Raw genomic sequence first — 24,904 nt, forward strand, 5'->3', positions numbered from 1 at the left:
CGGCGGGCCGGCTACCGCTGTGAGGGTGTCACCGCGCGTACCGCGGCCTCGATGAGCGCGGTCACCTGGTCCATGTCCCGAGCCCGGTGTACGTCCACCTCGGCCGACCAACCGTCGGGCCGGGTGAGCTTCACCGTCACGTCCTCGCGGCGGTGGGTCAGCCAGTCGGCGATCGCCTGCACCAGCACCATGGTGGTGCCCGCGTCGCTGGCCGCCACCCGCAGGACGTCCGTGCGGTCGGCCGTCGACCCGTCCGGAGACGTCGTGGTCACCCCCTCCCGCAGCCGCTCCTCAGCGCGCAGCCAGGACGCCAGCGAACGCCGAGCATCGGCGGATGGAAGATCCGGATGGACCGAGAGCGTGATCATCTCCGGCACGTCTCCTCCTCCCAGGCGACGACAGGCCCACGCCACCATCCTGCCAGTCAGCGTCGGAACAGGCACGCCGAGTAGTCGGCAATATCGATCAACCCTTGACCGTCGTATCGGCGGTTCATAGGCTCCGGCCACTGCGAGGTTGTTCCCCAGAAGGGAAACACGACTCATGGCCCCATCGATGCGTCCGTTCCGGATGGTCTCCGCCAGGCGGTTGGCACGTGCCGCCACGATCACGCTTCTGCTCGGCATGGTTCCCCTGCTCGGCGGCACACCGGCCGCGAGCGCCGCCCAGCCCTCCCGGTGCAGCGACGACCCGACCGCCCGGTTGAGCACCGTACCCAGCCCGGAGAACGTGCTCGGCTTCCCACTCGGCGCGGGGCAGGAGCGGGTCGTCACCAACGACGAGGTCCGGACCTACCTCGGGGCCGTCGACCGCGCCTCCAACCGGGTCGTGACCGGCGTGATGACCACAAGCGTGCTCGGCCAGCCGTTGCCGTACGCGGTGGTGTCGAACGAGCGCCACGTGCGGCCCGCCGCGCTACGCGAGATCGCCGACGACGTCCGGGACCTGCGCGACCCGCGCCGGACCAGCGCGCGAACGGCCGCCCGGACGGCGAAGGACAGCCCGGCCATCGTCTGGGTCACCGCGAACGTGCACGGCGGCGAGAAGAGCGGCGCCGACGCGGCGCTCAAGACGCTGTACGAGTTGGCGGCGGGCCTGTCCTGCGTGGTCGCCCAGCGCAACGACAACCTCGTCACCATCATCGTCCCCACGCAGAACCCGGACGGGCGCGACGCGACCCGCCGGCAGAACGAGTTCGGCTTCGACCTGAACCGGGACTGGTTCGCCCGCACCCAGCAGGAGACCGACGGCAAGCTCGAACTGCTGCGCCGCTACCCGCCACAGGTCTTCATCGACGCGCACGAGATGGGTGGCCGGCAGTACTTCTTCCCGCCCAACGCCGACCCGATCCACCACGAGATCGCCGGTGAGGCGGTGGACTGGATCAACCGGATCGGCGAGGCCAACAAGGCCGGCTTCGGCTTCAACGGGGCCTGCGACGAGACCGTCACCACCGAGTGCTACTTCAACTACGACACGTACGACATGTTCTTCATGGGCTACGGCGACACGGTGCCGACCACCGGCTTCGGCGCGGCCGGCATGACGTATGAGAAGGGCAGCGCGTCGGCCGTGGCCGACCGGGTCCAGCAGCAGTTCAACACCCAGTGGTCGACGCTCGGCTGGGCCGCCGCGAACAAGCGCGAGGTGCTCGACGGCTACTTCGACATCTGGACCGACGCGCTCGCCCAGGGCAGGGCCGGCACGCTGGAGCCGAACGAGGTGGTGCAACCCACCAACGAGGTCCAGTTCCCGGTGCCGGACCTGACCATCCGCTCGTACTTCCTGCTGCCCGACCGGCAGCTCGCCGACGTCCGCCAGCTCGTCGAGCGGCTGCGCCGGATGGACGTCGAGGTGTACGAGGTGCAGAAGGCCACCCGGGTGCCCACGGCCCGGGTGTTCGGCGGGCGCAGCGCCACCAACGTGACAGTGCCCAAGGGCGCGTACTGGATCCCGATGGACCAGCCGCAGAAGCACTGGATCCAGGCCATCATGGGCGAGGACCCGTACGTCCCCTTCCCGTACTTCTACGACGTGTCGTCCTGGAGCAACCCGCTGCTGATGGGCATCAACACCATCTACACCGGAGACACCGTCCGGCCGAGGGCCGAACTGGTCCGCAAGGTCTCCGGCGGTCGCACCGGTGCGGCGTGGCCCTGGGGCTCGTACACGTACCCGCTCGACTCGGCCGCCGCCGCAGAGTTCACCTTCACCCTGCTCGGCCGTGGCGTCCCCCTGGTCCGCGACCTCACGACCAGCAGGGTCGCCATCGCGGCGACCAAGGTGAGCCGGACCGTCGACGAGTTGGCCGAATCCCTCGGGGTCACCCTCACCCCGGGCGGTCGGCCCACCGGTACCCGCCTCGACCTGCCCGACGTGGGGCTGTTCCAGGGCACCGGCATCTCCACCACCTCCGGCTCGCACGGCGAGGCCCGCTACGTGCTCGGCAAGCGGTGGGGGCTCGACCTCACCCCGGTCACCACGGCCGACATCAACGACAACACCGAGGCGTTCACCGGGCGGACCGTGCTGCTGGTGCCGGACGGCAGCAGCGCCACCGGCGGTCTGACCGCCGCCGGGCAGGCCAACCTGCGCACCTGGATCGGCCAGGGCCACACCTACCTCGGGCTGCGCAACGAGGGCACCCGGGTGGCCCGCGCCGCCGGGCTCACCTCGACCACGGAGAAGGCGAAGCCGGCGGACTACCTGGTGATCGGCTCGCACCTGCGCGTCGACGTCGAGCAGGACAGCCCGGTGGCGCTGGGTCGCCCGGCGGAGGACTTCGAGTTCAACAACAGCGACCCGATCCTCACCCCCAGCACCACCGGGACGAACGTGCTCACCTACCCGACCGGTGACACGTTCTGGGCCAACGGCTACACCGTCGGGGCGGAGACGCTGAAGGGCACCGCGGCCGTCGTCGACGAGCCGACCGGCACCGGCCGGGCGGTGCTGTTCGCGTTCAATCCGCTCTTCCGCGCGTACAACGAAAATGGTCTGCACCTGGTCGCCAACGCGCTGCTCTACCCGACGACCGCCGCGCCCGACGCCCGACGTTCCGCCGGCGTCGACCCGGCGCGCGCCAGCGCCGCCGCCGCGCCGGTCACGCCGGACCTGGGCGGCGGGTGGCGGCCGATCACCATCCAGGTGGCGGCCGGCGACCTGTCCCGCACCCGGGCGATCGTCGAACGCTTCACCACCGACGCCCAGGCGTCCGCGAAGAACGGCTCGGCGTACGTCGTGATCCCGAACCCGCAGGGACTCCAGGTGGACGAACACCCGTTCGCCAGCGATCTGGTACGCGCGCTGCGCGAGGCGCGAGTGCCGCTGCGGTCGGTGGTGAGCTAACCGATCCCGCGAGCGTGATCCACTCGGCTTTCGGGAAGTCGGGGTGTCGGCAGGCCGCGGACACCCCGACTTCCTGAAACGCGAGTCGACCTTGCTGGCCCTACGGTGCAGCCACCTGCACCAGCACCGGTGTACGGCCGGCGGAGAGGTAACCGCGCCCCGGTGGGCCGGTGAGGAACTGGTCGGATTCCAGGGTGATGTTGTGGGCCACTGCCGCCGGCCGGCCGTTCGGAGCCAGGACGAGGCGCGCCCCGGCCATCATGATGGCGTTGACCAGCCGGGTCAGCGGGCTGGGAAAGCCGGTCAGCAGAGGCGTGGCGTCCGCGGTGACCACCAGGGCCCGTTGCCCTCGGGCCCCGGGATGGATGATGTCGTCCAGCAACGTGGGGCTGCTCGCGAAGCCCTGCTCGGTGGGGAGCACGGTGATCCGGTCGACGTCGTCGACGACCACCGCGTACGGCTCGTCGCCGAACGCGGCGACGGCCTCGCGCAGATCGGTGTCCTTGATCGTGACACCGGTGAGCACCCGAAGGCCGGTGTCGTCCGGAAGCAGCGTCGGCAGTGGGGACTGGAGCGGAGCCACGGCGAGGACGCCGATCCCCCGCCGTCGCAGCGCACAGACCACGGTGGCGGCCGCCGTGGTACGGCCCGTTCCGCCAGCGCCGGAGATCAGCAGCAGGTGCGGGCCGGCCTCGAACAGGTCGATGCCGATAGTGGTGGCGTCCGGGCCGCCGATGCCCAGCGGCACCCAGGTGGACTGGTTCGAATCTGCGGTGACTGTGGGGCCCGACCCTAACGCGGCAAGGTCGACGCGGGTGGGCAGGGATGGGAAACGTCGGGGCAGTCGGTGCGGCGGCGAGTCGTGCGCCTCGGCGGCGAGGTCACTGGCCGGCCTCGCCGGCAGGCACACCTGCACGTGGCGACCGCTGCCGGCGTCGATGGCCCGCCCGGGTAGGACCGGCGGGCTGGCCATTCCGGTCTGCAGCTGCATCCGTCGGGTCTCCTCCTTCGGGAAAGGCAGGAGCAGCCGCCGGTTGTAGAGGGTCGGCAGCCGGTGGGTGAGCATGTCCTGGCCGCCGAGCGCCACGACGTGCACCCCGAGCGGGGTACCCGCGGTGATGACGCCACGCAGGGTGGCAACCAGGGACGTCTCGATGAAGGCGGGGTCGCCGTGGTCCTCGAAGTGTTCCCAGCCGTCCACAACGACCACGATGTGCGGGCGCGCTTCATCCGGCGAGGGCCTGGTAGCGGTGCGGCGCTGGACCTCCTCGTCGAGCCAGGTGACCAGACGACGGATCCGGTCCGGCTCCGCTGGGGAAAAGACTCCGCCGCAGTGCGGCAACGCCGCGTACTCGGCCAGCCCCGCCGGGTGCCGTTCGACGACGTACACGTGTACCTCGTCGGGCTGGAAACGGGCGACCAGGCTGCTGATCAGGGTGCGGGCGAAGGTCGTCCGCCCGGACTGCGGACCACCAGCGACGAGGAGTCGGTCGACTCCGGCCAGGTCGAGGAATTCCGCTGGCTGCGCCTGCCGGGCGGGCTCATCGGCCAGCCCGAACGGTACGGCCGTCACCGGCCCGACGGCCGTCCACCGCGATGGAAGCTCGGCCATCGTCAGGGTCGCCGGCAGCGGGGGCAGAATCGGCCGGAAGGGCTCTGGCAGGCCGGACCGACCAGCGGCATCCTCGATCGCGGCGATGGTGAGCACCAGGTCGCTGGGCTCCTCACCGCCGGTTGGCCCGGCAGCGGCGGGTCGGGGGGCGCCCACGTCCGTCTGATTCAAGACCCGGACAGTGACCGGGGCGGCCGCGCCCGCCGGCGGCGGGTCGCCGAGATAGCCGGACTGGAACGGTTGCGGGATCCTGGTCTCCGCGGTGGTGCAGAGGATCATGCCGCGACCACGCAGCGCACCGGGAATGGTGGCGGCGTCCGGCGTCCCGAGCACCTCGGTGCTGTCCGCGGGCTCGTTCTGTCGAAGACTGACCCGCAGCGACACGTTGTTCTTCAGCTCCGGCGAGAGCTTGCCCTGCAACGACTGGGTGGCCAGGACGAGGTGCATGCCCAGCGACCGCCCCTTCGCGGCGACGTTCACCAACTCCTTGACGAAGTCAGGCGAGGCATCCAGCACCCGCCCGAACTCGTCAAAGATCAACACCAGCCGGGACAGCGGCGGCAGGTCGGCGCCGGCCAGGCGCTTCTGCCAGTACCGGTCGATCTCCCCGTCGTGGCGTGCCAGCAGGGACTCCCGCCGGCTCACCTCCGCCCGGATCGAGGCGAGCACCCGGGCCTCTGCCGCGTCGTCGAACACGTCGGCGGGGGTCTCGCCGGTGGACCGGATGAGGGAAACCACGTGCGGGCATCGCTCGAAGGGCAGGAAGGAACTGCCGCCCTTGAAGTCGACGAGCACCAGGTTGAGCTCGTCCGGACGATTCGCCAGCAGCAACGAGGTGACCAGGGTCTGCAGCAGCACGCTCTTACCGGCGCCCGTCGCGCCACCCAGCATGGCGTGCGGGCCCTGACCGGCGAGGTCGACGAAGACCGGCCCCGTCGCGTCCGCACCGAGCACGACACGGGTACGCGGGCCCCGACCCCGCTCCCACAGCGCGAGCACGTCGGCGCTGGTGGGCATCCCGAGACCGAGGAGGTCCAGCAACCGAACCGCCCCCGGGATGGCGTTCTGGGCCGCACCGACTGTCGCCCGGTCGCGCATCGGCGCCAACGCCCGGGCCAGCCGCTCGACGGTTGCCGCGTCCAGCCGGTCGACCCGCACCGTCAGCGTCTGACCATCCGGGCTGCGGGTCAGCCGCGCCGAGTCTCCCGACGTCTCGATCAGACCCCGACACTCGTTCATGCTGTGCCGGTCGGCGCAGATGAGGTAGACCCCGACCGAAGGCCCGTCCCGCAACACCTCGTCCATGCCGGGCAGGTCCCGCAGGGCCAACGCACCGTCGAGGACGACGACCACGTCGTCGAACTGCCGCGCGCCGCGGTCGGCACGCCGTGTCGCGACGAGGGTACGCAACTCCCGTACGCGGTCGGCGCGGGTGGCGGTGGTGTTGCCGATCCAGCACGGGAAGGGCGCGGTGTCGCCCGCGTCGACGTGCGGCAACCATCGCGCCCAGGCCAGATTCGTCGCGTCATCGCTGCTGAGCAGCACGATCCGCAGATCGTCGGGACCCCGAAGGGTGGCCAGTTGCAGGAGCAACCAGCACAGGACATCGTGGACCGGACCGTCGGCACCAGTCACGCCGAGCACACCGACGGTGCCCAGGTCCACGGTGATCGGAACGGCCGACAGCTTCGGAGGGCGGAAGCCCGACCAGGGCTCGCCGCGTACCGTCACCGATGCCGGCTCGTCGGCGACACCAACCCGCAACGCCAGCGCGTACGCAGCACCCGCCCGGCGCGTCCACAGCCCGGATCGCACCCCGCTGGCCACGTCGACGATTTCGGCAGGGCCTGGGGCGAGCGCCTCCCGTAACCGTCGCTCGGTCTTCACCTGTGCGGTGATCGTCGACTCGACGGCCTTTCTCGCCCTGGTGAACTCTGCCTCACGCTCCCTGTCCTGCTTCTCCTGTGCGGAGTGGTTGAGGAGGAAGCCCGCGACCGAGACCGCCGCGCCGAGCAGCAGGATCGGCGTCTGAGTGAACAGGGCAGCCCCCACCGACCCGGCGCCGCCCAGGAGAAATCCGGCCTCCAGGGGACCCCGCGTGACCATCGGTTGCACCGGCATGGTCACGTCGACGGTGGGGATCACCGGAACGCGGGCGAAGGCGCGGTCGAAGTCGACCCGGCCGTCCGGGGCTCGGACGAGTCGTCGTGCGCCAGCGGGCAGGGGTGTCCACCGCAGCTCGTTCCCGCCGATCTGGAGCACGCTGCTCGACGACACTGCGGACGCGCCGGTGAGCCGGACGCCGTCCACCCATGTGCCGTTGCTCGATCCGCCGTCGGTGACTGTGAGGCTGCCGTCGGCAGACACCTCCAGCAGGGCGTGCGCACTGCGGGAGACGTCCGCGTCCCGCAGCGGCAGGGCAGCCGAGGCACTGCGGGCCACCGAGTGGGCCCCGGGCCGCAGGGCGACGGCCAGGCCGACGTCGCGACCGTCCACCACCTCCAGCACACCCACCGCTCCGTCCGTGACGAGGCGACCGACGGGCCCGGGCCCACCCACGCTGATCACCGAGCTACTCAGCAGAGGGCTGTCGGCCAGGCTGGCGGCCGGATCCAACGGGACGGCACCGACGAAGCAGCGGCGGTCAGCCACGGGTACGGGCAGCGCCGCCAGCAGGGACCGCACACTGGCGGCCGGTGCGGCGGTCACCTCGACGTCGTACGCGACCCCGGTGCCGACGTCCCGCACGGTCATGCGCACGATCACCGCTGGCCCCTCAACTGCCCGAGCCGTACGTCCACACCCACAGTCCCTCGTCTCCGCCCACTGCGGCAGCACCGCTCGCGCTCAGCGCCACCACGTCCGAGGCCCACTCGTCCGTGGGGAAGAACCCCGCCTTGTACACGTGCACGGTCCGACCGGTAGTCGTCCGCCAGACGCGGATCTCGTCCCAGCGGACCGTGACGAAGAGATCCCCCGGCCCGAATGCCGTGGCGCTGGGGCGCCCCGCCTCACCGACCAGGGTGGCCAGGATCTGGCCCGAGCCCGAGGCGTGAATCAGCACCTCCCCGTCGGCGGATACCTCGGACCACGGCGCAACGGGTCCGTCGATGCGGCTCGCGCTGCGTCCACTGGCGGTCTCCCAGGCCCGCACTGACCCCTTGCGGTCGAGGGTCACCAGCACCCGGCCGTCCTGGCTGAAGCGGGCCGCCTCCACGTACCTCTGCTCGTCGGGAAAGTCGACGCGCTTGCCCGAGGACAGCGACGGCCACACCTTGGCGTCGCCGGAGCCGACGGCTGCGATGCCGCTCCCCTGGGGGGTGAACAGCACGTCGGAGACCCGTTGGGTCTCGCCGAAGGCGAGCGTGGACGCGCTCTGCCGAGTGGCGACATCCCAGAGCTTGACGACACCGTCCTCACCGCCGCTGGCGAGCGTCTTCCCGTCCGGGCTGAACGCGAGCACGTTGATTTTCTTGGTGTGTCCGGGGATGACAGCCATGGCTCTGTGGTCGGCGACGTTCCACAAGGTGATGCTGAACGTCTCGGTGCTCGCGCTGGCGAGCGCGGTGCCGTCCGGGCTGAACGCCACCGCGCTGACCGGATCGTCCGCGAGAGCCACCATCGCCGCCTGCTGGCGGTGCGTGTAGAGGTGGCCGCTCAGAACGAGAGCCGCCAGCAGCGCGAAACACAGCACCACCACTGGCAGACGACGGCCGAGCGGCCGGAAGGCCCGCGAAGGCCAGCCCGCGATCTCGCTGGCCGGGCCTACGATCCGGACGTGGCTCGGGATGACGGAGCGCAGTTTGCGCACCGTGTGCGCCGGGCTGAGGTTGAGGTCGCCGATCATCCAGACCGGCGCCCGGTCGCCCTGCTCGTGAATGACTCCGAGGGCCCTCGCGCGACTCAGCGTGGACTCGGGTATGCGTCTCGTCAGCTCGATGCCGAGCCTGGACCGGACGGTTGACGAACTGTCACCGGGCCCGACCGTGACGCTGGCGACGTGCTCCCAGAGCAGGTCATGCGGCTTGCGGCGAGCGTCAGTCATTCGCACCGACCGGGGGTCCACGCGTAGTGGCCCGTGCGGCGGGTCGACGACCTTCAGCGCGACCCACGCCCCCGCCACCGCAGGCAAGAGGAAGACGGGAATCACTGTCCACTCGGGCACGTCGAGCGTCGTCAGCACGTTGATGAAAAGCAGAGTCGCCCAGAGCACGAGGCCGACGAGGACGAGCCGAACAGCGACGTTGACCCTGCGGGCCGTCTCCGGCACCACGACCGGGAAGCTCACCCCCGTCGACGACGTCCCTGACCCGGCCGCGCTCGATCGTTGGCGGGGTGGAGCAGGCCCGGCCGGCTGCACGGTCGTGGGCTGCCGCTCCCAGGCTTCGCCCTCCGGGGCGGGGCCGGCGCCCTCCGGGGCCGATCGGTTGGGTCTACCCGACACGACTGGAGTGATGTCGTCGCGCCGACCGGTGGCACCCGCGACGACCGGAACGTCGAGGAGGTCACGAGCCTGCTCGACGGTGAGTCGTTGCGCCACGTCGCGGGTTAGCAGACCGGCGACAACGGTGGACAGCGGCTCGTCGCAGTCGACGGCCGGAATGTCGTCGTACAGAACGGCGTGCACAGTGGCTGCGGTCGAGGCCCGCTCGAACGGAAGCTCGCCGTTCACGGCCTGGGCGAGGGTCACCCCCGCCGACCACAGATCCGCGGCGGGCGTGGGGTCGCTGCCGTGGAACAACTCCGGCGCGAGATACCCGGTCGAGCCCATCATCCCGTGCCGGGTCAGGCGGGCGTCCCCGGCCGCCTGCGCGATCCCGAAGTCGAGCAGCTTCACCTCGTCGCCGGGAAGGACCATGATGTTGCCGGGCTTGACGTCGCGATGCACCACCCCGACCGAGTGCGCGGCCTTCAGTGCGTCCAACATCCGGATGCCGATCGCCGTCACCCGGTTGGGTGGCAGCGTTCCCTCCCGGTCGAGAAGGTCGGCCAGCGTGGGAGCGTCCACCAACTCCGTCACGATGTAGACGGCCTCGTCGTCGCCGGTCGCCGGCACGAGGTCATGGATCGCGACGACAGCCGGATGGTTGATCCGCCCAGCGGTGCGCGCCTCACGCAGCGCCCGCTCACCGAACAGCCGGCGCTCATCGGCGGGGAGCCCAACGGGAGCGCGGATCTCCTTGATCGCGACGGTACGCCCAATCAACTCGTCGGTCGCCCGCCAGACCACCCCCATGCCGCCGCGGCCGAGAATGCTCTCCAGCCGGTAACGCCCCGCAACGAGCCGCTGCGCCGCCTGGGAATCTGGCACTCTCGCGCTCCTTGCCATCGACCACTACAGTCGGTGCGTACGATACTCCGACCGGTACCGGACCAACGTCCGTCCACAACAGACTTGATCGCCCAAGCAGGTTCGGTTCGGACGGGCGGCAGGGTTGGGTCCCGATCGATGTTGGCGCGGTTTCAGGGAGTCACGGGGATGGCGACCAGCTTCGGCTTTGACCGGGACGCGGTGCTCGCCGCCGCAGCGGCATTGAGAAGCCTGAAGTCCGAGTTGGAGTCGTCTCGACGGCAGACCGGGCCGTCTTCCACGACCGGCTCTGGCGACGTCGACCGGGCTCTCCAGGGATTCACCGACGCCGCGATCCGACACCAGAGTGGCCTGACGGCCGCCGTGGATGCCGCAGCGGACCTGCTGAACGACGTGGTGGTGAGCCACGCACAGCTCGACAGCTCGCTGGGCGGTCGAATAGCGAGTAACCAACCACCAAAGGGGAAGAGCGATGAGTGACGTCAGCGTCGGCTACGAGGGTCTCCAGTCGGCGGCCCGGACCCTGACCACCGGGCAGGAGGAGATGACCCAGAAGCTGACCGCGCTGAAGGCGATGATCGACCAGCTGGTCAACAGCGAATTCCGCACCCAGCTGGCGTCAGGTCGTTTCCAGGACTCCTACCAGCAGTGGACCACCGGCGCCCAGAACATGATCGGTGGCCTGGAGGGCATGTCGTCGTTCCTGGTCGGCGTCGTCCGTGAGCACCAGGACCTGGACGCCAGGTTGGCCGGGGGCATCAACGGCTGATCATCAGCCGACATGGACAGCTGGCACGTGCTCGATATCTACGACGGCGATCCGACCCCTGGTGAGCCGGCGTCGATCCATGCGATGGCGGTTGACTTCCAGCGCCGGGGCGGGGAGGCCAACGGGCACAGCATGCGGCTGCGCTCCATCGGGGCAAACAGCGGCGCGCTGGCCCTCCGGGGCGACTTCGCCACGACCATCGATCGGGAGCTCGCGCACCTTCCCGGTGAGGCGAAGGCCCTGGCGGATGCCTACCTGGCCTGCGCCCAAGCCCTTTCCGCGTTCGCGAACGAGTTGGCGCAGGTCCAGGCGCAGTCCCGCAGCGCGCTGCAGCGGGGGGCGGCAGCCGACAACCAGTACCGGAACCTGCTCGGTCAATTCTGTGGACTGACCGGTCGGCGTACTTACGGGCCGGGCATCTGGCGAGGGCTCGACGAGTCCTACGCGGCGGCAGAACGTGAACCAGTTCGCACGATGGTCAACGCCATCGGTCGATCGGCCCGGCTGTGCGAGGCGGAACGCCAGGAGGCCCGGGTCGCTGCCCTTCAGGCCAAGGGTCTCTACGATGCCGCCGCGGCTCGGTGCGCCGCTGCGATTCGGGCCGCCACCCTGACCTCGACGCGTCTGTCAGCTGGACGAAGGCGACAACCAGCTAGCGGAGCGTCTCAGAACGCGACCACCGAACGCATCCCCGGACCTGCGGGTAAGCGACCACAGCTGCCTCCACATCATCGCCACAACCTGGAGAGAGTCCAGCCAGGGAGCCGCACAAAAGGGGCCAACACGGTCGTCCTACCCGGCACGGACGTCGCCAAGGATGTCGACGACATCAACAGTGGTCGGGCTACCTGGGATGCTGGCCGCCAGCGCTACGTGGTGAACGGGCGTACCTACATCGCCAAGGACGGAAGAGTGGTTCCCGAGTCCGGACCGGGCCTGGAGGCACTCGATCACCAGGAGTACACCGTACTGAAGGCGTACATTCAGTACGACGGAGACCTCGATGCGGCGATTGCCGTATTGTCCAGGGACCCGAACATCACGCCGGCGCACAGGGCCCGGGCGTTGGAGATCTTCCGCCATCACAGCAAGTACCGGGGGTGAGTGGTGGTCTACCGGATCCAGTTCGAGAAGGAGATACCCGCTGCCGCCCTGCTTCGGTTTCTCCAGGACAGCTATGGCATCGCCCCAGGGGAGATCTACGTCGGGCGCGTCGTAGACCGCTCTGTCGACGATCCTCGACCGGTCGCCATGTTCACTCCGCCCGACCACGACGAAGAGTTCGGCTGGGTCCTGGTCGGCGGCACGGAGCTTGCCGACGCCACCGGTCAGCATGAGTTGGAACTGGCCGTCACCCTGGCCCGCGCGTTCCAGGTGCGGGTGGTGGTCGACGACGGAAGCATCTTCCCCGACAGGTGGCGGCTGATCAGCACCGATGGCAGCAGCGGCCTGGTGCGCACAGACGAGGACGCCGCGGTCGAAGGCAATCTACGGATCATGCACGCCCTCGAACCGATCAGTGGTGAGCCCGACCTGACCGTCGTGCCACCGCCGGACGGCGTCCGCAACTGATGATCGGGTAGCGCCGACGACCCGTTGCCCACACGGCGGTGGACCGCTACTCCGCCCTGCGCCCATCCGATGGAAGAGTGAATCTTGGACACTTTCCGTCAGCCGCTGACGGAAACTGTCCAAGATCTGCGGTCGAGGGGCGTCAGGCTTGCGGGCGACGCCGCTGTAGCCGGTGCGGGCGACCTGCGGACGCTCGGTGGTTGGCCCCTCGGGTCGGCTAGCGGACATCTCCCGGGCCGGATCACGACAGCGCTCACGGCACCCTGCGCGCAGGCTGGCCGGAATCGCTGACGACGACGGTCGGCACCCGGAGGAGGCTCGCGGCCCATGGGCGTACCCCGTGTAGGGACGGCGGCCCTCGCCGGCGGTCTCGCCCTGCTGCTGATGGCGACCACTGTCGGGTGCAGACGCTCGCGTCCGTCACCGGCCCCGAGCGGCGGCACGGCGACGGTCGGCCTGACCGTCAGCGCCGCGCAACCGTCGTACCGGGTGGGTGAGCAGATCAGCCTGCGGCTGAAGCTGGTCAACAACCGCGACGCCGAGTGCCAACTCAGTCGGGTGCCGGACGGCGCGGTGACGATCATGTCGTTGGCCCGCGACGGCACGGCGGTGGCACCCGCGGTCGGCGGCGCCGCCTACTACCGGGACTTCACCGCGTACCTGATCGAGAACCTGGTGCGGGTGCCGCCGCGCGGGTCGGTGGAGCTGACACTGGGCAGCGACCCGCAGAGCCCGGTCGGCGCGGCGTTGACCACGTCCGCGCCGGACGGGCGGGGTGGGGCCGCCGTTACCTGGTGGCCGGTCGACCAGCCCGGGGCGTACCGGCTGGTGCTGGGCTACCTGCGGGCGCCGCTGCGGGGTGTGCCGGCGGATGCCTGTGCCGCGACGGCCGAGCAGGGCACGGTCGCGTTCGAGGTGAGGGGCGGATGACCGGGATGCGCGTGATCCGGACGGGTCTGGTGCTGGCAGGCGTGCTGGTGCTCGTCGCCCCGCAGGCGGCGTCCGCCGTGGTCAGCGTCAATTCTGACCTGCAGACGGAGTACGCGGGCTGCGTCGGGCAGATTCGCAGCTCCGGCAACGGCAAGGTGCTCGAAGAACTCGAACGCTCCGGAAAGAAGATCCAGGTCCGGAGGCCCATCTTCGGCTCGGAGAGCAGCACCACCACGTACGTCCCGGGTAGCGACGTGCAGATCAACTGGGTGCCGGAGAACGACGGGCGGAAGCTGGACGACGAGGGTTCCGGCTTCACCGAGGACCAGTGTGCCACCCTCATCCACGAGATGAACCATGCCCTCGACGAGGTGAACGACACCGACCGGGGCCAGTTCTGCACGCAGGGGGGCCAACAGGCGAGCCCGGTGGACCCCGCCGAGGTGCACGCGGTGTTGGCGGAGAACGCGTACCGCAAGGCGGTCGGTGTGCCGCTCCGCCCCTCGTACAGTGGAATGAAGCTGCCGTCGAACGGCAAGGACTGCGACCAGCCCAAGCCCCGACCGCCCGGTGGTGGTGGTTGTTCGATCTCGGTGATCGGCAAGGGTTACCGGTGCGCGAACAGCAACGGTGACCCGCACCTGCTCACCTACGACGGCCTGCGCTACGACTTCCAGGCCGCCGGGGAGTTCGTGCTGACCCGCTCGGCGACCGACGACTTCGAGGTCCAGGTACGACAGACGATGTTCCCGGCCAGTTCGGTGGTGGCCGTCAACTCGGCCGTCGCGGTTCGGGTGGCCGGTGACCGGGTCGGTGTGTACGTCACACCCGACGGTCCGGCGGTGCGGGTGAACGGCGCCGCGCCGGTGTCCGCGCCCGACGGGGTGAAGCTGCCGCGCGGCGGCACCGTCACCACCTGGGGAGACGGCACGGTGACCATGGAGTGGCCGGACGGCGCTCGGCTGACCGCGCAGCCGATCGGGGTGTGGGGGCTGAGTGTGAGCGTCAGCGCGCCCACCGCACGGGCCGGGACGCTGGAGGGTTTGCTCGGCGACCATGACGGTGACCCGGGTGACGACCTGACCGTGCGCGGCGGGAAGCGGTTGGCGCAGCCGCCCACGTTCGAGGCGCTGTACCCCGGCTTCGCCGACAGTTGGCGCGTCGAGGCGCAACGGTCGCTGTTCGACTACGAGCCGAGGCAGAACACCGGCACGTTCACCGACCGGCGTTTCCCGAACCGGCTGCTCACCGTCGGGGACCTGCCCAACCGGGCCACCGCCGAACTCGTCTGCCGGCGGGCCGGCGTCACCGATCCGCAGATCCTCGCCGACTGCGTGCTCGACGTCGGCCTCACCGGGCAGGTCGCGTTCGCCGAGGACGCCGCCCGCGCGCAGCGCGACGTGCCCGCTGCCGGTGACGTCGACCTGGAGGTGAGCCGAGCGGGCGCCACGGCCGCGATGAAGGTGCCGGGCCGGGCCGGCCAGAAGATCTTCGTGGAGGTGCCCGCCGCCACCGTGCCGGATCGCTGCGGCGTGTTGCTGCTGCTCGACCCGCAGGGCCGTCAGCTCGCCACCGGCTGCGTCATCTCCGGCGTCGGCTTCATCGACACGACCACGTTGACCGCCACCGGCGACCACCAGGTGGTGCTCGACCCGTGGGATGCCGACCTCGGCCGGGCGACGGTACGGGTCGTTCCGGTGACCGACGAGGAGAAGACGCTCACGCTGGACGGACCCGCGGTCCGGGCGACCCTCGCCCAACCGGGGGCGGTCAGCCGCCTGGCCTTCGACGGGCGCGCCGGCCAGAAGATCTTCCTCCAGGTCACCAACGCCACCCTGCCCGACCGGTGCGGCCTGCTGCTGCTGCGCGACCCGGCCGGCGAACAGGTGGCCAGCGGCTGCGTGATCGGCGGCACGGGGTATGTCGACGGGATCGTCCTTCCCGCCAGCGGCCGGTACGTGCTGGAGGTCGACGGGACCTCCACCGACACCGGCTCGGCGGACGTACGGCTCCACGACGCTCGCGACGAGCAGGCCGACACCGTCGCGGACGGCCGGGCCGCCACCCTGACGGTCAGCCGACCCGGTGCGGTGAGCCGGCTGCGGTTCGCCGCCGACGCCGGTCGTCGCGTCACCGTCGAGGTGACCACCGCCACCCTGCCCGACCGGTGCGGCATCCTGTTCCTGACCGACCCGGACGGCGACCCGATGACCAGTGGCTGCATCATCGGTGGGGCGGGGCGGTTCGAGACAGGCTCACTGCCCAAAAGCGGCACGTACACCCTCGCGCTCGACCCCTGGGCGGACGACATCGGCTCGGCCACAATCATCATGCGCCAGGGGCTCTGACTGCGGCGGCTGTTGTGGGGGCCGGCCCTTCCCGGACGAGCGTGATGCCTGTGGGTCATCCTGATGACCCACAGGCATCACACACTTCGGGGATCGCGTCAGGGGCCAACCCGAGCCGCCCTGACCATCGACGCCCCTGGCCAATCGGTCAGCCGGTGGCGCAGACGGTGCCGTTGAGCGTGAACGCCGTGGGCAGCACGTTCGGTCCGCCGTACGCGCCGACGAAGCCGGCGCTCACGGTGCCGCCGGCGGCGATCTGCCGGTTGTCGGTGGTGGGCGTGACCCGCACCGCGGTGCCGACCTGTTCCCAGGTGGCGCTCCAACCACTGCTCACCTGCTGCCAGCCGGTGGGCCAGGTCCAGGTGAGCGTCCAGCCGTTGATCGGGCTGGACCCGTTGTTGATGATCTCGACGCCACCGATGTAGCCGTTGCCCCAGTCGTTGCTGGTGGTGAAGCGGACGGTGCACGGGCTGTCGGCGGGACTGCCGGTGGCGAAGGTGAGCGGCGGTGAGGCCCAGGACACCCGTCCGGCGGTGTCGCGGGCCAGCACGTTGACTGTGTACCTGCTGCCCGGCACGAGGTTGTCGACGGTGAACGAGGTGGACCTCGTCTCGCCGAGCTGCTCGCTGACCGCGCCGTGCTGCCGGTGCACCTCGTACTTGGCGATCGGGCTGCCGCCCGGGGTGGCCGCCGGCCAGGTGATCGTCGCGGCGCGGTCGGTGACGCCACTCGCGGTCGGCTGACCGGGTGCGGCCGGCCGCCCGGCGGTCGCGCCGGCCGGGCGCAGCACCAGCGTGGTCAACGAGTACGCCGGCAGCGTCCGGCTGGTCGCCGAGCCGGACTGGCCGGTGACGATGCCGGTGGCGCCGTTGGTGAGGGTGGAGACCGTCGGCGCGACGGCCGACGGGGTGAACCCGGCATAGTCGACGGTGACCGGGTGGGCGTTGTCCGGGTCCTTGTTCACCAGCAGCACGGCGAGGTCACCGTTGCCCCGGCGGACGGCGTGGGCGGTGACCAGGGGCTCGTCGGTGGCGGCGCGAACGAACTGGTCGCCGGTCTTCGCGAAGAGCTTCATCATGCTCAGCCCGTGGTACGGCGCGAACGGTGTGTTCAGCGGCGGTTGGCAGACCGAGCCGTCCTCTGGGCAGGCGCCGCTGGAGAGCATCCCGAAGTCGCCGTAGTCGGTCTGGCCGGCCACCTGCGTCACGGTGCCCATGCCGTTGTGCACGTTCCACCACTGGGCGGTGAAGACGCCGTTCTCCAGTAGCCCGCTGTATACGTCGGCCAGGAAGAGCGCGGCCGGCTGGGTGTTCCGGCCGGCGTCGACGTTCAGTTCGGTGAAGCTGATGCCGATGCGGTCGGCGTTCGCGCCGGCGTACCGGGCGAGTTGCTGGCGCAGCAGGTAGGTGGCGTCGGGGAGGTGGTTGACGCGGGCCAGCGACTCGGCGGCCGTGCCGCCCGGGTACCAGTGCACGTCCACGAAATCGATCTTCGGGCCGGCGATGGAGAGCACGGTCTGGTTCCACGGGCCCGGGTCGCTGCCGGCGGTGATCCCGTCCGGCCAGTTGCCCGGCATGGTCAGCACCGCCCCGACCTTGATGCTCGGGTCGACCGCCTTCATCGCGTCGGCGTACTCGACGACCAGCCTCGCGTACTGTGTCGCGCTCTTGTCCGGGTGGTCGTCCGCCTCCCACGCGGACCCGTAGTGGCCGTTGCCGTAGTTCTCGTTGCCGACGGTCCAGTAGCGCGCGTCGTAGCCCTTGGTCACGTTGGCGTACCGCACCCAGTCGGCGGCTTCGGCGGGCGTGCCGGTGCCGTAGTTCGCGATGATCATCGGTTGCGCGCCGGCGCGCCGGACCCCCGCCATGAAGGTGTCGAAGTCGGTTCCGGGCGCGACGTAGCCGCCGGGCGCGGTGTGGTCCTTCCAGTGGTAGATGTCGGCGTACGAGCCGCCGGGATAGCGCATCATCTGCACGCCGGCAGCCCTGAGCAGGTCCGACGTCTCGGCGGTGCCGAGGTTCGCGTCCCAGATGGCGTGGTTGACGCCGAGAGCGGTGTCCGGCACGGTCGCCAGACCCGCGCGGGCGTTGACGGTCACGGTGACCGGGTCGGCCGCCGCACTGGCGGTGGGTGGGTTGACGCCGGCGAGCGCGCTCGCGGCGAGCAGGAGGCCCGTCAGGAGTGCTGCTCGGGTCTTCGGTTTACGCATGGGCGGGGTTCCTTCACGCGGATGAGCCGCCCGGCCGGTCAGGGTGCGACGCGGCGACGGGCGAACTCGTGGACGACTGACTGTTGGTCCGTCGCTTGTGTCACCGTCCCCCGGAGATCACACCTGGATCCCGGTTGCCCAGTGGACGGACGTCAGCCCGCGCGCGGCTCTTCATCGACGTACCACAATGGCACTGTCGGTCCGACAATCTCAAGGTGCGTCAGGCGTCGTCTTCGCCGCGCTCGCCGCGCCCTGAACGACGCCCACGGACACTCACGGCAGCCAACAGAGTGACGACCGCGGCGGCCAGTTGCAGCACGCCGACGAGCAGGTCGACCATGCCGGAGATGGCAGTCGCGTCTGGCAGATGGGTCATGAGACGGCCTCCGGGTTCGTGCCCACCGTCCGCTTCCTGCGGAAGGCCCTCCCCCGGGCCCAGCGGTGACCGCCTGAGCGCCGCCCTCATTGTGGCACTCACTCTCCACCGAGCGGAAGGCGTCAACGCTCGACATGAGATCGACAGACGTCATACGTTACAGCTTGACGAACGGCATGTTATCGCTCACAGTCGATGCGAGGCGATCAGTGTTCGCGGCCCACCGGGAGGCCCCCTCGCTGGTCTGACCTCAGTGGTCAGGACGTCCCTGGGCAGGTGGACGTCGCATTCAGGATCTGTCCGCAGCCGCCGGTGACGCGCGGCGGACCTCGCGCGCCTCGGGACCGCCCAGGCGCCGTCGTCGACCGCCTGCGCCGGACTGCCGTGCTGCCGCCGGGTCCCGACTCACGACAAGAGGAACCGCCGATGAGATCAAGGATCGCACTGCTGGCCGCCACGTTGGCGACGGCCCTGGCGACGATGACGGCCGTAGTCACGGCCGCCACGCCGGCGTCGGCCGCGACGCTCACCCAGGTGACCAACTTCGGCACCAACCCCACGAACCTGCAGATGCACCTGTACGTGCCGGACCGGGTCGCGGCCCAGCCGGCCCTGCTCCTCGCCCTGCACTACTGCACCGGCAGTGGTCCGGCGGTGCACACCGGCTTCGGGCTCAGCACCCTCGCCGACCGCTACGGCTTCATCGTGATCTACCCGTCGGTGACCCGGAGCAGCAAGTGTTGGGACGTCTCGTCACCGCAGGCCCTGCGGCGCGACGGCGGCAGTGACCCGGTCGGCCTCAAGTCCATGGTCGACTACGTCCGGAGCCGCTACCCGGTCGACGCCACCCGAATCGGCGTGGGTGGGTTCTCCTCCGGCGCCATGATGACCAACGTCATGGTCGGCCTCTACCCGGACCTGTTCAACGCCGGCTTCAGCTCCTCCGGGGTTCCGTCCGGGTGCTTCGCCACCACCAACGGCGCGGAGTGGAACAGCGAGTGCTCCGGCGGACGGATCGTCAGGACCCCGCAGCAGTGGGGTGACCTGGTCCGCAACGCCTACCCCGGCTACACCGGCAAGCGTCCCCGGTTCCAGATCTGGCACGGCACCACGGACACCACCCTGAGCTACGTCAACTTCGGCGAGCAGATCAAGCAGTGGACCAACGTGCAGGGCGTGTCGCAGACCGCCAGCTTCACCGACTCCCCGCAGGCCAGCGCCACCCGTACCCGCTACGGGGGCACCGGCGGCACGGCGCCCGTCGAAGCGATCAGCTTCCAGGGGTACGGCCACTCCATCCCCTTCGACGCCGCACAGGCCATCCGGTTCCTCGGCTTCGACACCACGAGCCCCACCACGCCGCCACCCGGCGGCACGTCGGCGCCGCTGCGCAACACCGGCGCCAACCGCTGCCTGGACGTCCCGTCTCGGTCGCAGACCAACGGCACCCAGCTGACGTTGTGGAACTGCAACGGCGGCACCAACCAACAGTGGACGTCGACCGCCACGAAACAACTCCAGGTGTACGGCACGAAGTGCCTGGACGCCGAGGGCGCCGGGACCTCGCCGGGCACCCGGGTGATCATCTGGGACTGCAACGGCGGCACCAACCAGCAGTGGAACGTCACCACCGATGGCACGGTCACCGGCGTGCAGTCCGGCCTGTGCCTGACGCCCAACGCCGCCGGAACCGCCAACGGCACCCCTGCGGTCCTGTCGACCTGCAACGGCACGAACAGCCAGCGGTGGACCCGAAGCTGACCCGGTGACCGACGTCGGCGTACCCCGTCGGTTGCTCGTGCGGGTGTGCGCCCCGCTGTTCGGGCCCGGACTCCGAACAGCGGGACGCCACCCGGCGGCCAGGGCTGGTGCCGACGGTCGTCATCAGGGCGGCCGGGGTGTGGCCCCTGCTCAGCGGCGTCCGCTGGGCAGGTGAGCGGACCGGTTGTCGTCGCACGACTGTCCCGGCTGCTGCGGTGCCCTGGAATTCCGATGGCCGTTCATGCCTCGGCCGCGTGGCGCGCGGGTCGCCCGGTGGTGGTCTCGGGCCGTCTCGCGCCGGCCACGTGCCACCCGCCCCACGCCACGATCGTCGTCGAGCACGTCTCGGGTCGATGGCGACAGCTCCGTCACACCGCCCGAGGTTGTTCGAGTGTCGACGACTGTCCGTCACGTTAGCGCTAACAGTCAGCGATTGTCCATAGACAACGGTCTTCGTTTGCTGCTCGGGATGGTTCGCGTGTACGCCGACGACAGACGTGCGCGCGGGCCGAATAGCCTTGCGGCATGCGGGGACGATTCGGCGCGGCCAGACGGTGGTGCGGGGAGCACCGGAGGTTGGTCCGCCGAACGGTCCTCGCGCTCGTGGTGGGGGCGGTGGCGCTGACCGGCGGCACGGTAGCCAGCGTCACGTGGATCCGCGACACCGCGGAGGGCCACCTCTACGGCGAGGCCGAGGTGCCGGACGCGCCGGTCGCGCTGGTCCTGGGCACCAAGGTGGACGCGGACGGTACGCCCTCGCCCGTCCTCACGGCCCGGTTGGAGATCGCGCGGCGACTGTTCGACGCCGGCAAGGTTCGGGCGATCCTCGTGTCGGGCGACAACATGAACGCCGATTACAACGAGCCCGCCGCGATGCGGAGTTGGCTGGTACAGCGGGGTGTACCGGCGGACAAGGTGGTGCCGGACTACGCCGGCTTCGACACGTACGACTCGTGTGCCCGGGCCGAGCGGATCTTCGGGGTGCGGCGGGCCACGGTGGTGACCCAGTCGTTCCATCTTCCGCGCGCCGTGGCGCTGTGCCGGCGCCTCGGCATCGACGCCAACGGCGTGGGCGACGACAGCGCGAAGCGGTACGCCCAGACGTGGTGGTTCAGTTCGTCCCGGGAGAACGGCGCCTGCCTGAAGGCCGCGCTGGATCTGCTCTCAGGCCGGGATCCGGCGCACCTCGGCCGCCGGGAGACCGGCGTCGACGACGCGTTGCGCGTCAGCTGAGGGAGGTCACGACCGAGGTGGTGCGGCGCTGTCACGCACGATGAGCTCGGTGGCGAGTTCGACGCGTGGGCTCTCGGTCCTCTCGCCGCCGGCGAGGCGCAGCACCGTACGCGCGGCCAGCATGCCCATCTCGGCCAGAGGTTGCCGGACGGTGGTCAGCGGTGGGGAGCACCACCGCACCTCGGGCAGGTCGTCGAAGCCGACCACACTGACGTCGTCGGGCACTCGCAGGCCCCGTTTGCGGACCGCCTCGTAGACGCCGAGGGCCATCTGGTCGCTGGAGGCGCAGATGGCGGTGGGCGGGTCGGGCAGGGCCAGCAGCTGCGTGCCGGCGGTGAAGCCGGACTCGTGGTAGAAGTTTCCGGGGCGGATCAGGGCGTCGTCGACGGGGATGCCGGCGGCGCCGAGAGCGGCCCGGTAACCGTCCATCCGGGCACGGCTGCACATCAGGTGCGGCGGGCCGGCGATGAAGCCGATGCGGCGGTGGCCGAGGCTGATCAGGTACTGGTTGGCGCTGAGGCTGCCCGCCCAGTTGGTGGCGCCGATGGTGGGTGACTCCTGCGGGTCGACCCCGGCCGGGTCGATGATGACGACCGGCAGGTGGAGCCGGCGCAGCTCGGCCTGCAACGGTGGGTTCACCATCGAGGTCACGAAGATGATGCCCTCGGTGGAGCGCGTACGCATGTTGTCGAGCCACTGCTTGGCCGAGGCGATCCGCCAGTGGATGGCCGACACGACGGTGCCGACGCCGCTGGTCTGGCCGACGTCCTCCACCCCACGGATGATCTCCACGGCCCACGGGCTGTCCAGGTCGTTGAAGACCAGGTCGATGAGGGCGGCGTCGGTGCGCCGGGCCGGTGACCGGCGGCGGTAGCCGTGCCGGTGCAGGAGCGCCTCGACGCGTTCCCGGGTGTCGGGGGCGACGTCGGAGCGGCCGTTGATGACCCGGGAGACGGTGGGCACGGAGACACCGGCCAACCGCGCGATCATGGCGATGGTGACGTTTCGGCCGTTCTCCGTGCCCACGGTCCCCCCTGTGTCCTGGTGGAAACTTCAGGTCTGCTCGCGGTCGTGCGTTGTCTCACGGGCTACTCGGACGCCGACTGGGCCGGCGGGGTGGGGAACCGTGGATCTCCGAAACTTTCAATGCTTCGCCGGTAATACCGATCGATGGCCGGCACGCTACGAGCTGTTGTCGCAACGGTCAAGACCTCTGTCCTATTGCGAAAAGACCGGCTAGCGTAGGTACAACCTTCAATGGCCGGGGACCGCGAGTTTCCGGAAGTTACCGCCAGCCCGCCCAGAGGAGCGCTCGTGTCGACCGACATCGCTAACGTGGCGACCGCTACCCGGTCGATCCGCAACCCCATCCTCGCCGGGTTCCACCCGGACCCGTCGATCCTGCGCGTCGGCGACGACTACTACCTGGCCACCTCGACCTTCGAGTGGTATCCGGGCGTGCTCGTGCACCACTCGCGTGATCTCGTGAACTGGCGCAGCCTGGGTGGGATCATCACCGACCGGCGCCTGCTCGACCTGCGCGGATGCGGCGACTCCAACGGAGTGTGGGCGCCCGACCTGACGTACCACGACGGTCAGTTCCACCTTGTCTACAGCGACGTGGCCAGCTTCGCCAGCGGTTACTGGGATCCCCAGAACTTCCTGGTCACCGCCGAGGACATCACCGGCCCCTGGTCCGACCCCGTGAAACTGCACGGGCGCGGGTTCGACGCGTCGCTGTTCCACGACGAAGACGGCAGCACGTGGCTGCTGGGCATGAGCGCGGACTGGCGACCCGGCCGCGACCGCTTCGGCGGCATCGAGATCCAGCAGTACGACCGGGCCGCGCGCCGTCTGGTCGGCAGCCCCCGCATCCTGTTCACCGGCTCCCCCGCTGGGCTCACCGAGGGTCCGCACCTGTACCGCCACGACGGCTGGTACTGGCTCATCACCGCCGAGGGCGGCACCAGCTGGGAGCACCAGGTCACCGTGGCCCGGTCCCGGGAGCTGTTCGGACCGTACGAGGTGGACCCGGACGGGCCGCTGCTCACCTCCTTCGGACGGCCCGACCTACGGTTGCAGAAGGCGGGTCACGGCAGCCTGGTCCGCACGCAGAACGGCGAGTGGTACCTGGCCCACCTGGTCGGCCGCCCCTACTCCCCGCTGGGCAACTGTGTGCTGGGTCGGGAGACCGCGATCCAGCGGGTCGAGTGGCCGTCGGGCGGCTGGCCGCGGATCGCCGGAGGGGTGCCCGCGGATGAGGTCGTCGCACCCGGACTGCCCGCGCACCCGTGGCCGGCGGAGCCCGAGACGGACCACTTCGACGCCCCCGAGCTGGGCCGGTGCTGGTCGACGCTGCGTCGACCGGCCAGCCCGGACTGGGTCGACCTGCACACCCGCCCGTCGTACCTGCGGGTCCACGGCGGGCAGTCGCCGGTCGGTCGACAGGCGCCCAGCCTGGTCGGGCGACGCGTCGGCGCGATGGAGTGCTCGCTGGAGACCGTGGTGGAGTTCGAACCGGCCGACCACCGTCAGCTCGCCGGGATCACCGCCTACTACAACACCCTCAACTGGCACCACCTATACCTGACCCGGGCCGACGACGGGCGGACGGTGCTGGAGCTGCTCAGCTCCGACAACGGGCGGCGCACCGCGTACCCCGAGCTGACCATCGATGTCGGTGGCACCACCCGGGTCGGCCTGCGGGCCGTGTTTGACGGGCCGGCGGTGCGCTTCGACTACGACCTCGGCGCCGGTTGGCAGCGGCTGCCGGTGGAGTTGGACGCGACCATCCTGTCCGACGAACACGCCGCGCTGATCATCGACGGTGAGCCGGCGGCGTGGGGCTTCACCGGGGCCTTCCTCGGCCTGTGGGTGCAGGACCTGGGCGGCGACGGCGTGTACGCCGACTTCGACCTGGCCACCTACCGGGAGCAGTGAGCACGGGGACGGCACCCGAGGGTGCTGACGGCCATGGTCTGCGAGCGGGTCGCGGCGACGGCCTCCGCGCCGGATCCGCTCAGGTCGAACACACCGAAGTCGCCGCTGAGCGTCCGGAACGTCGGGGCCGCCGGGTCCTGGGCGAGGTAGAGCACCACGACCTGGCCAGCCTCGAGCGTCGACATGTGCGCCAGGTCCGGCACGCCGGTGGGCAGAGTGGCGAGCGTGATCCGTGCCCCGGCCCGCACCGTCGATCCGGTCGTCGCGCGCAGGACCTCGTCGACCCGGAATCCGGCCGCCTCGACCTCACCGCGTACGACCAGGTCCGCGGTTTCGCTGAGCTGCCGCACGGTGCCGTACCCGCGCAGCTTGCCCTTGATCGGCGGGGGCGCGACGTCGGTCGGCGTGGCCGCGCTGCTCGGGGTGGCGCTGCTCGGGGTGGGCGCGGCGGCCGCGTCGCCGCCGCTGCCGCAGGCGGACAACGCCGCCGCGGCG

The 24,904-nt window shown here is 70.5% G+C and carries 16 protein-coding genes; 10 read left to right on the forward strand and 6 right to left on the reverse strand.

Translation table 11 applies throughout. The features are described 5' to 3' along the window. Window positions 1-11: 11 nt before the first annotated feature. On the reverse strand, window positions 12-368 hold the full coding sequence (locus PSH25_RS09450; RefSeq protein WP_238658669.1) for an effector-associated constant component EACC1: 357 nt from the start codon (window positions 366-368) through the stop codon (window positions 12-14). 187 nt (window positions 369-555) lie between these two features. Here PSH25_RS09450 and PSH25_RS09455 point away from each other — a divergent pair, with 187 nt between their 5' ends. Beyond that, complete coding sequence (locus tag PSH25_RS09455; RefSeq protein ID WP_238658652.1) at window positions 556-3,348, forward strand: M14 family zinc carboxypeptidase; 2,793 nt, start codon at window positions 556-558, stop codon at window positions 3,346-3,348. 100 nt (window positions 3,349-3,448) lie between these two features. On the opposite strand, the gene PSH25_RS09460 is transcribed toward PSH25_RS09455, so the two are convergent. Both PSH25_RS09460 and PSH25_RS09465 read right to left on the reverse strand, forming a co-directional pair. Beyond that, the gene (locus PSH25_RS09460) at window positions 3,449-7,726 is read right to left on the reverse strand and encodes a type VII secretion EssC family protein (protein WP_238658653.1); all 4,278 of its coding nucleotides are present in this window, start codon (window positions 7,724-7,726) and stop codon (window positions 3,449-3,451) included. A 10-nt stretch (window positions 7,727-7,736) separates the two neighbouring features. Further along, entirely contained in the window at window positions 7,737-10,271 is a 2,535-nt protein-coding gene (locus tag PSH25_RS09465) for a WD40 repeat domain-containing serine/threonine protein kinase (protein ID WP_238658654.1), read from the reverse strand. A gap of 168 nt (window positions 10,272-10,439) precedes the next feature. Here PSH25_RS09465 and PSH25_RS09470 point away from each other — a divergent pair, with 168 nt between their 5' ends. The 6 genes from PSH25_RS09470 to PSH25_RS09495 all read left to right on the forward strand — a co-directional run bounded on the left by PSH25_RS09470 (window position 10,440) and on the right by PSH25_RS09495 (window position 15,890). Further along, window positions 10,440-10,751 carry a hypothetical protein gene (locus PSH25_RS09470; RefSeq protein ID WP_238658655.1) on the forward strand — a complete coding sequence of 104 codons (312 nt, stop codon included), beginning with the start codon at window positions 10,440-10,442 and terminating at the stop codon, window positions 10,749-10,751. Next, the gene (locus PSH25_RS09475; protein WP_238658656.1) at window positions 10,744-11,040 is read left to right on the forward strand and encodes a WXG100 family type VII secretion target; all 297 of its coding nucleotides are present in this window, start codon (window positions 10,744-10,746) and stop codon (window positions 11,038-11,040) included. Before PSH25_RS09470 ends, PSH25_RS09475 begins: the two co-directional genes overlap by 8 nt. A 12-nt stretch (window positions 11,041-11,052) precedes the next feature. After that, entirely contained in the window at window positions 11,053-12,144 is a 1,092-nt protein-coding gene (locus PSH25_RS09480; protein WP_238658657.1) for a hypothetical protein, read from the forward strand. Beyond that, entirely contained in the window at window positions 12,145-12,612 is a 468-nt protein-coding gene (locus PSH25_RS09485; protein ID WP_238658658.1) for a hypothetical protein, read from the forward strand. It begins immediately after the preceding gene. 327 nt (window positions 12,613-12,939) lie between these two features. Further along, window positions 12,940-13,542 carry a hypothetical protein gene (locus PSH25_RS09490; RefSeq protein ID WP_238658659.1) on the forward strand — a complete coding sequence of 201 codons (603 nt, stop codon included), beginning with the start codon at window positions 12,940-12,942 and terminating at the stop codon, window positions 13,540-13,542. Continuing rightward, a complete protein-coding gene (locus PSH25_RS09495) occupies window positions 13,539-15,890 on the forward strand; it encodes a VWD domain-containing protein (RefSeq protein WP_238658660.1) in 2,352 nt (783 codons plus the stop codon). The genes PSH25_RS09490 and PSH25_RS09495 overlap by 4 nt, the downstream gene beginning before the upstream one ends. Window positions 15,891-16,038: 148 nt before the next feature. Here PSH25_RS09495 and PSH25_RS09500 read toward each other — a convergent pair whose 3' ends face one another. After that, the gene (locus PSH25_RS09500; RefSeq protein WP_238658661.1) at window positions 16,039-18,099 is read right to left on the reverse strand and encodes a cellulose binding domain-containing protein; all 2,061 of its coding nucleotides are present in this window, start codon (window positions 18,097-18,099) and stop codon (window positions 16,039-16,041) included. 802 nt (window positions 18,100-18,901) lie between these two features. Here PSH25_RS09500 and PSH25_RS09505 point away from each other — a divergent pair. Beyond that, window positions 18,902-20,236 carry an extracellular catalytic domain type 1 short-chain-length polyhydroxyalkanoate depolymerase gene (locus PSH25_RS09505; RefSeq protein WP_238658662.1) on the forward strand — a complete coding sequence of 445 codons (1,335 nt, stop codon included), beginning with the start codon at window positions 18,902-18,904 and terminating at the stop codon, window positions 20,234-20,236. 525 nt (window positions 20,237-20,761) lie between these two features. Next, complete coding sequence (locus tag PSH25_RS09510; RefSeq protein ID WP_238658663.1) at window positions 20,762-21,469, forward strand: SanA/YdcF family protein; 708 nt, start codon at window positions 20,762-20,764, stop codon at window positions 21,467-21,469. Window positions 21,470-21,475: 6 nt separating this feature from the next. Here PSH25_RS09510 and PSH25_RS09515 read toward each other — a convergent pair whose 3' ends face one another. Next, complete coding sequence (locus tag PSH25_RS09515) at window positions 21,476-22,459, reverse strand: LacI family DNA-binding transcriptional regulator (protein WP_274527229.1); 984 nt, start codon at window positions 22,457-22,459, stop codon at window positions 21,476-21,478. Between the two features lie 324 nt (window positions 22,460-22,783). Here PSH25_RS09515 and PSH25_RS09520 point away from each other — a divergent pair, with 324 nt between their 5' ends. After that, window positions 22,784-24,409 carry a glycoside hydrolase family 43 protein gene (locus tag PSH25_RS09520; RefSeq protein ID WP_238658665.1) on the forward strand — a complete coding sequence of 542 codons (1,626 nt, stop codon included), beginning with the start codon at window positions 22,784-22,786 and terminating at the stop codon, window positions 24,407-24,409. Here PSH25_RS09520 and PSH25_RS09525 read toward each other — a convergent pair. Next, on the reverse strand, window positions 24,394-24,904 hold a 511-nt coding region (locus PSH25_RS09525), incomplete at its 5' end, for a hypothetical protein (RefSeq protein WP_238658666.1). The genes PSH25_RS09520 and PSH25_RS09525 overlap by 16 nt on opposite strands.

The organism is Micromonospora foliorum (assembly GCF_022229015.1).
GTDB lineage: Bacteria > Actinomycetota > Actinomycetes > Mycobacteriales > Micromonosporaceae > Micromonospora > Micromonospora foliorum.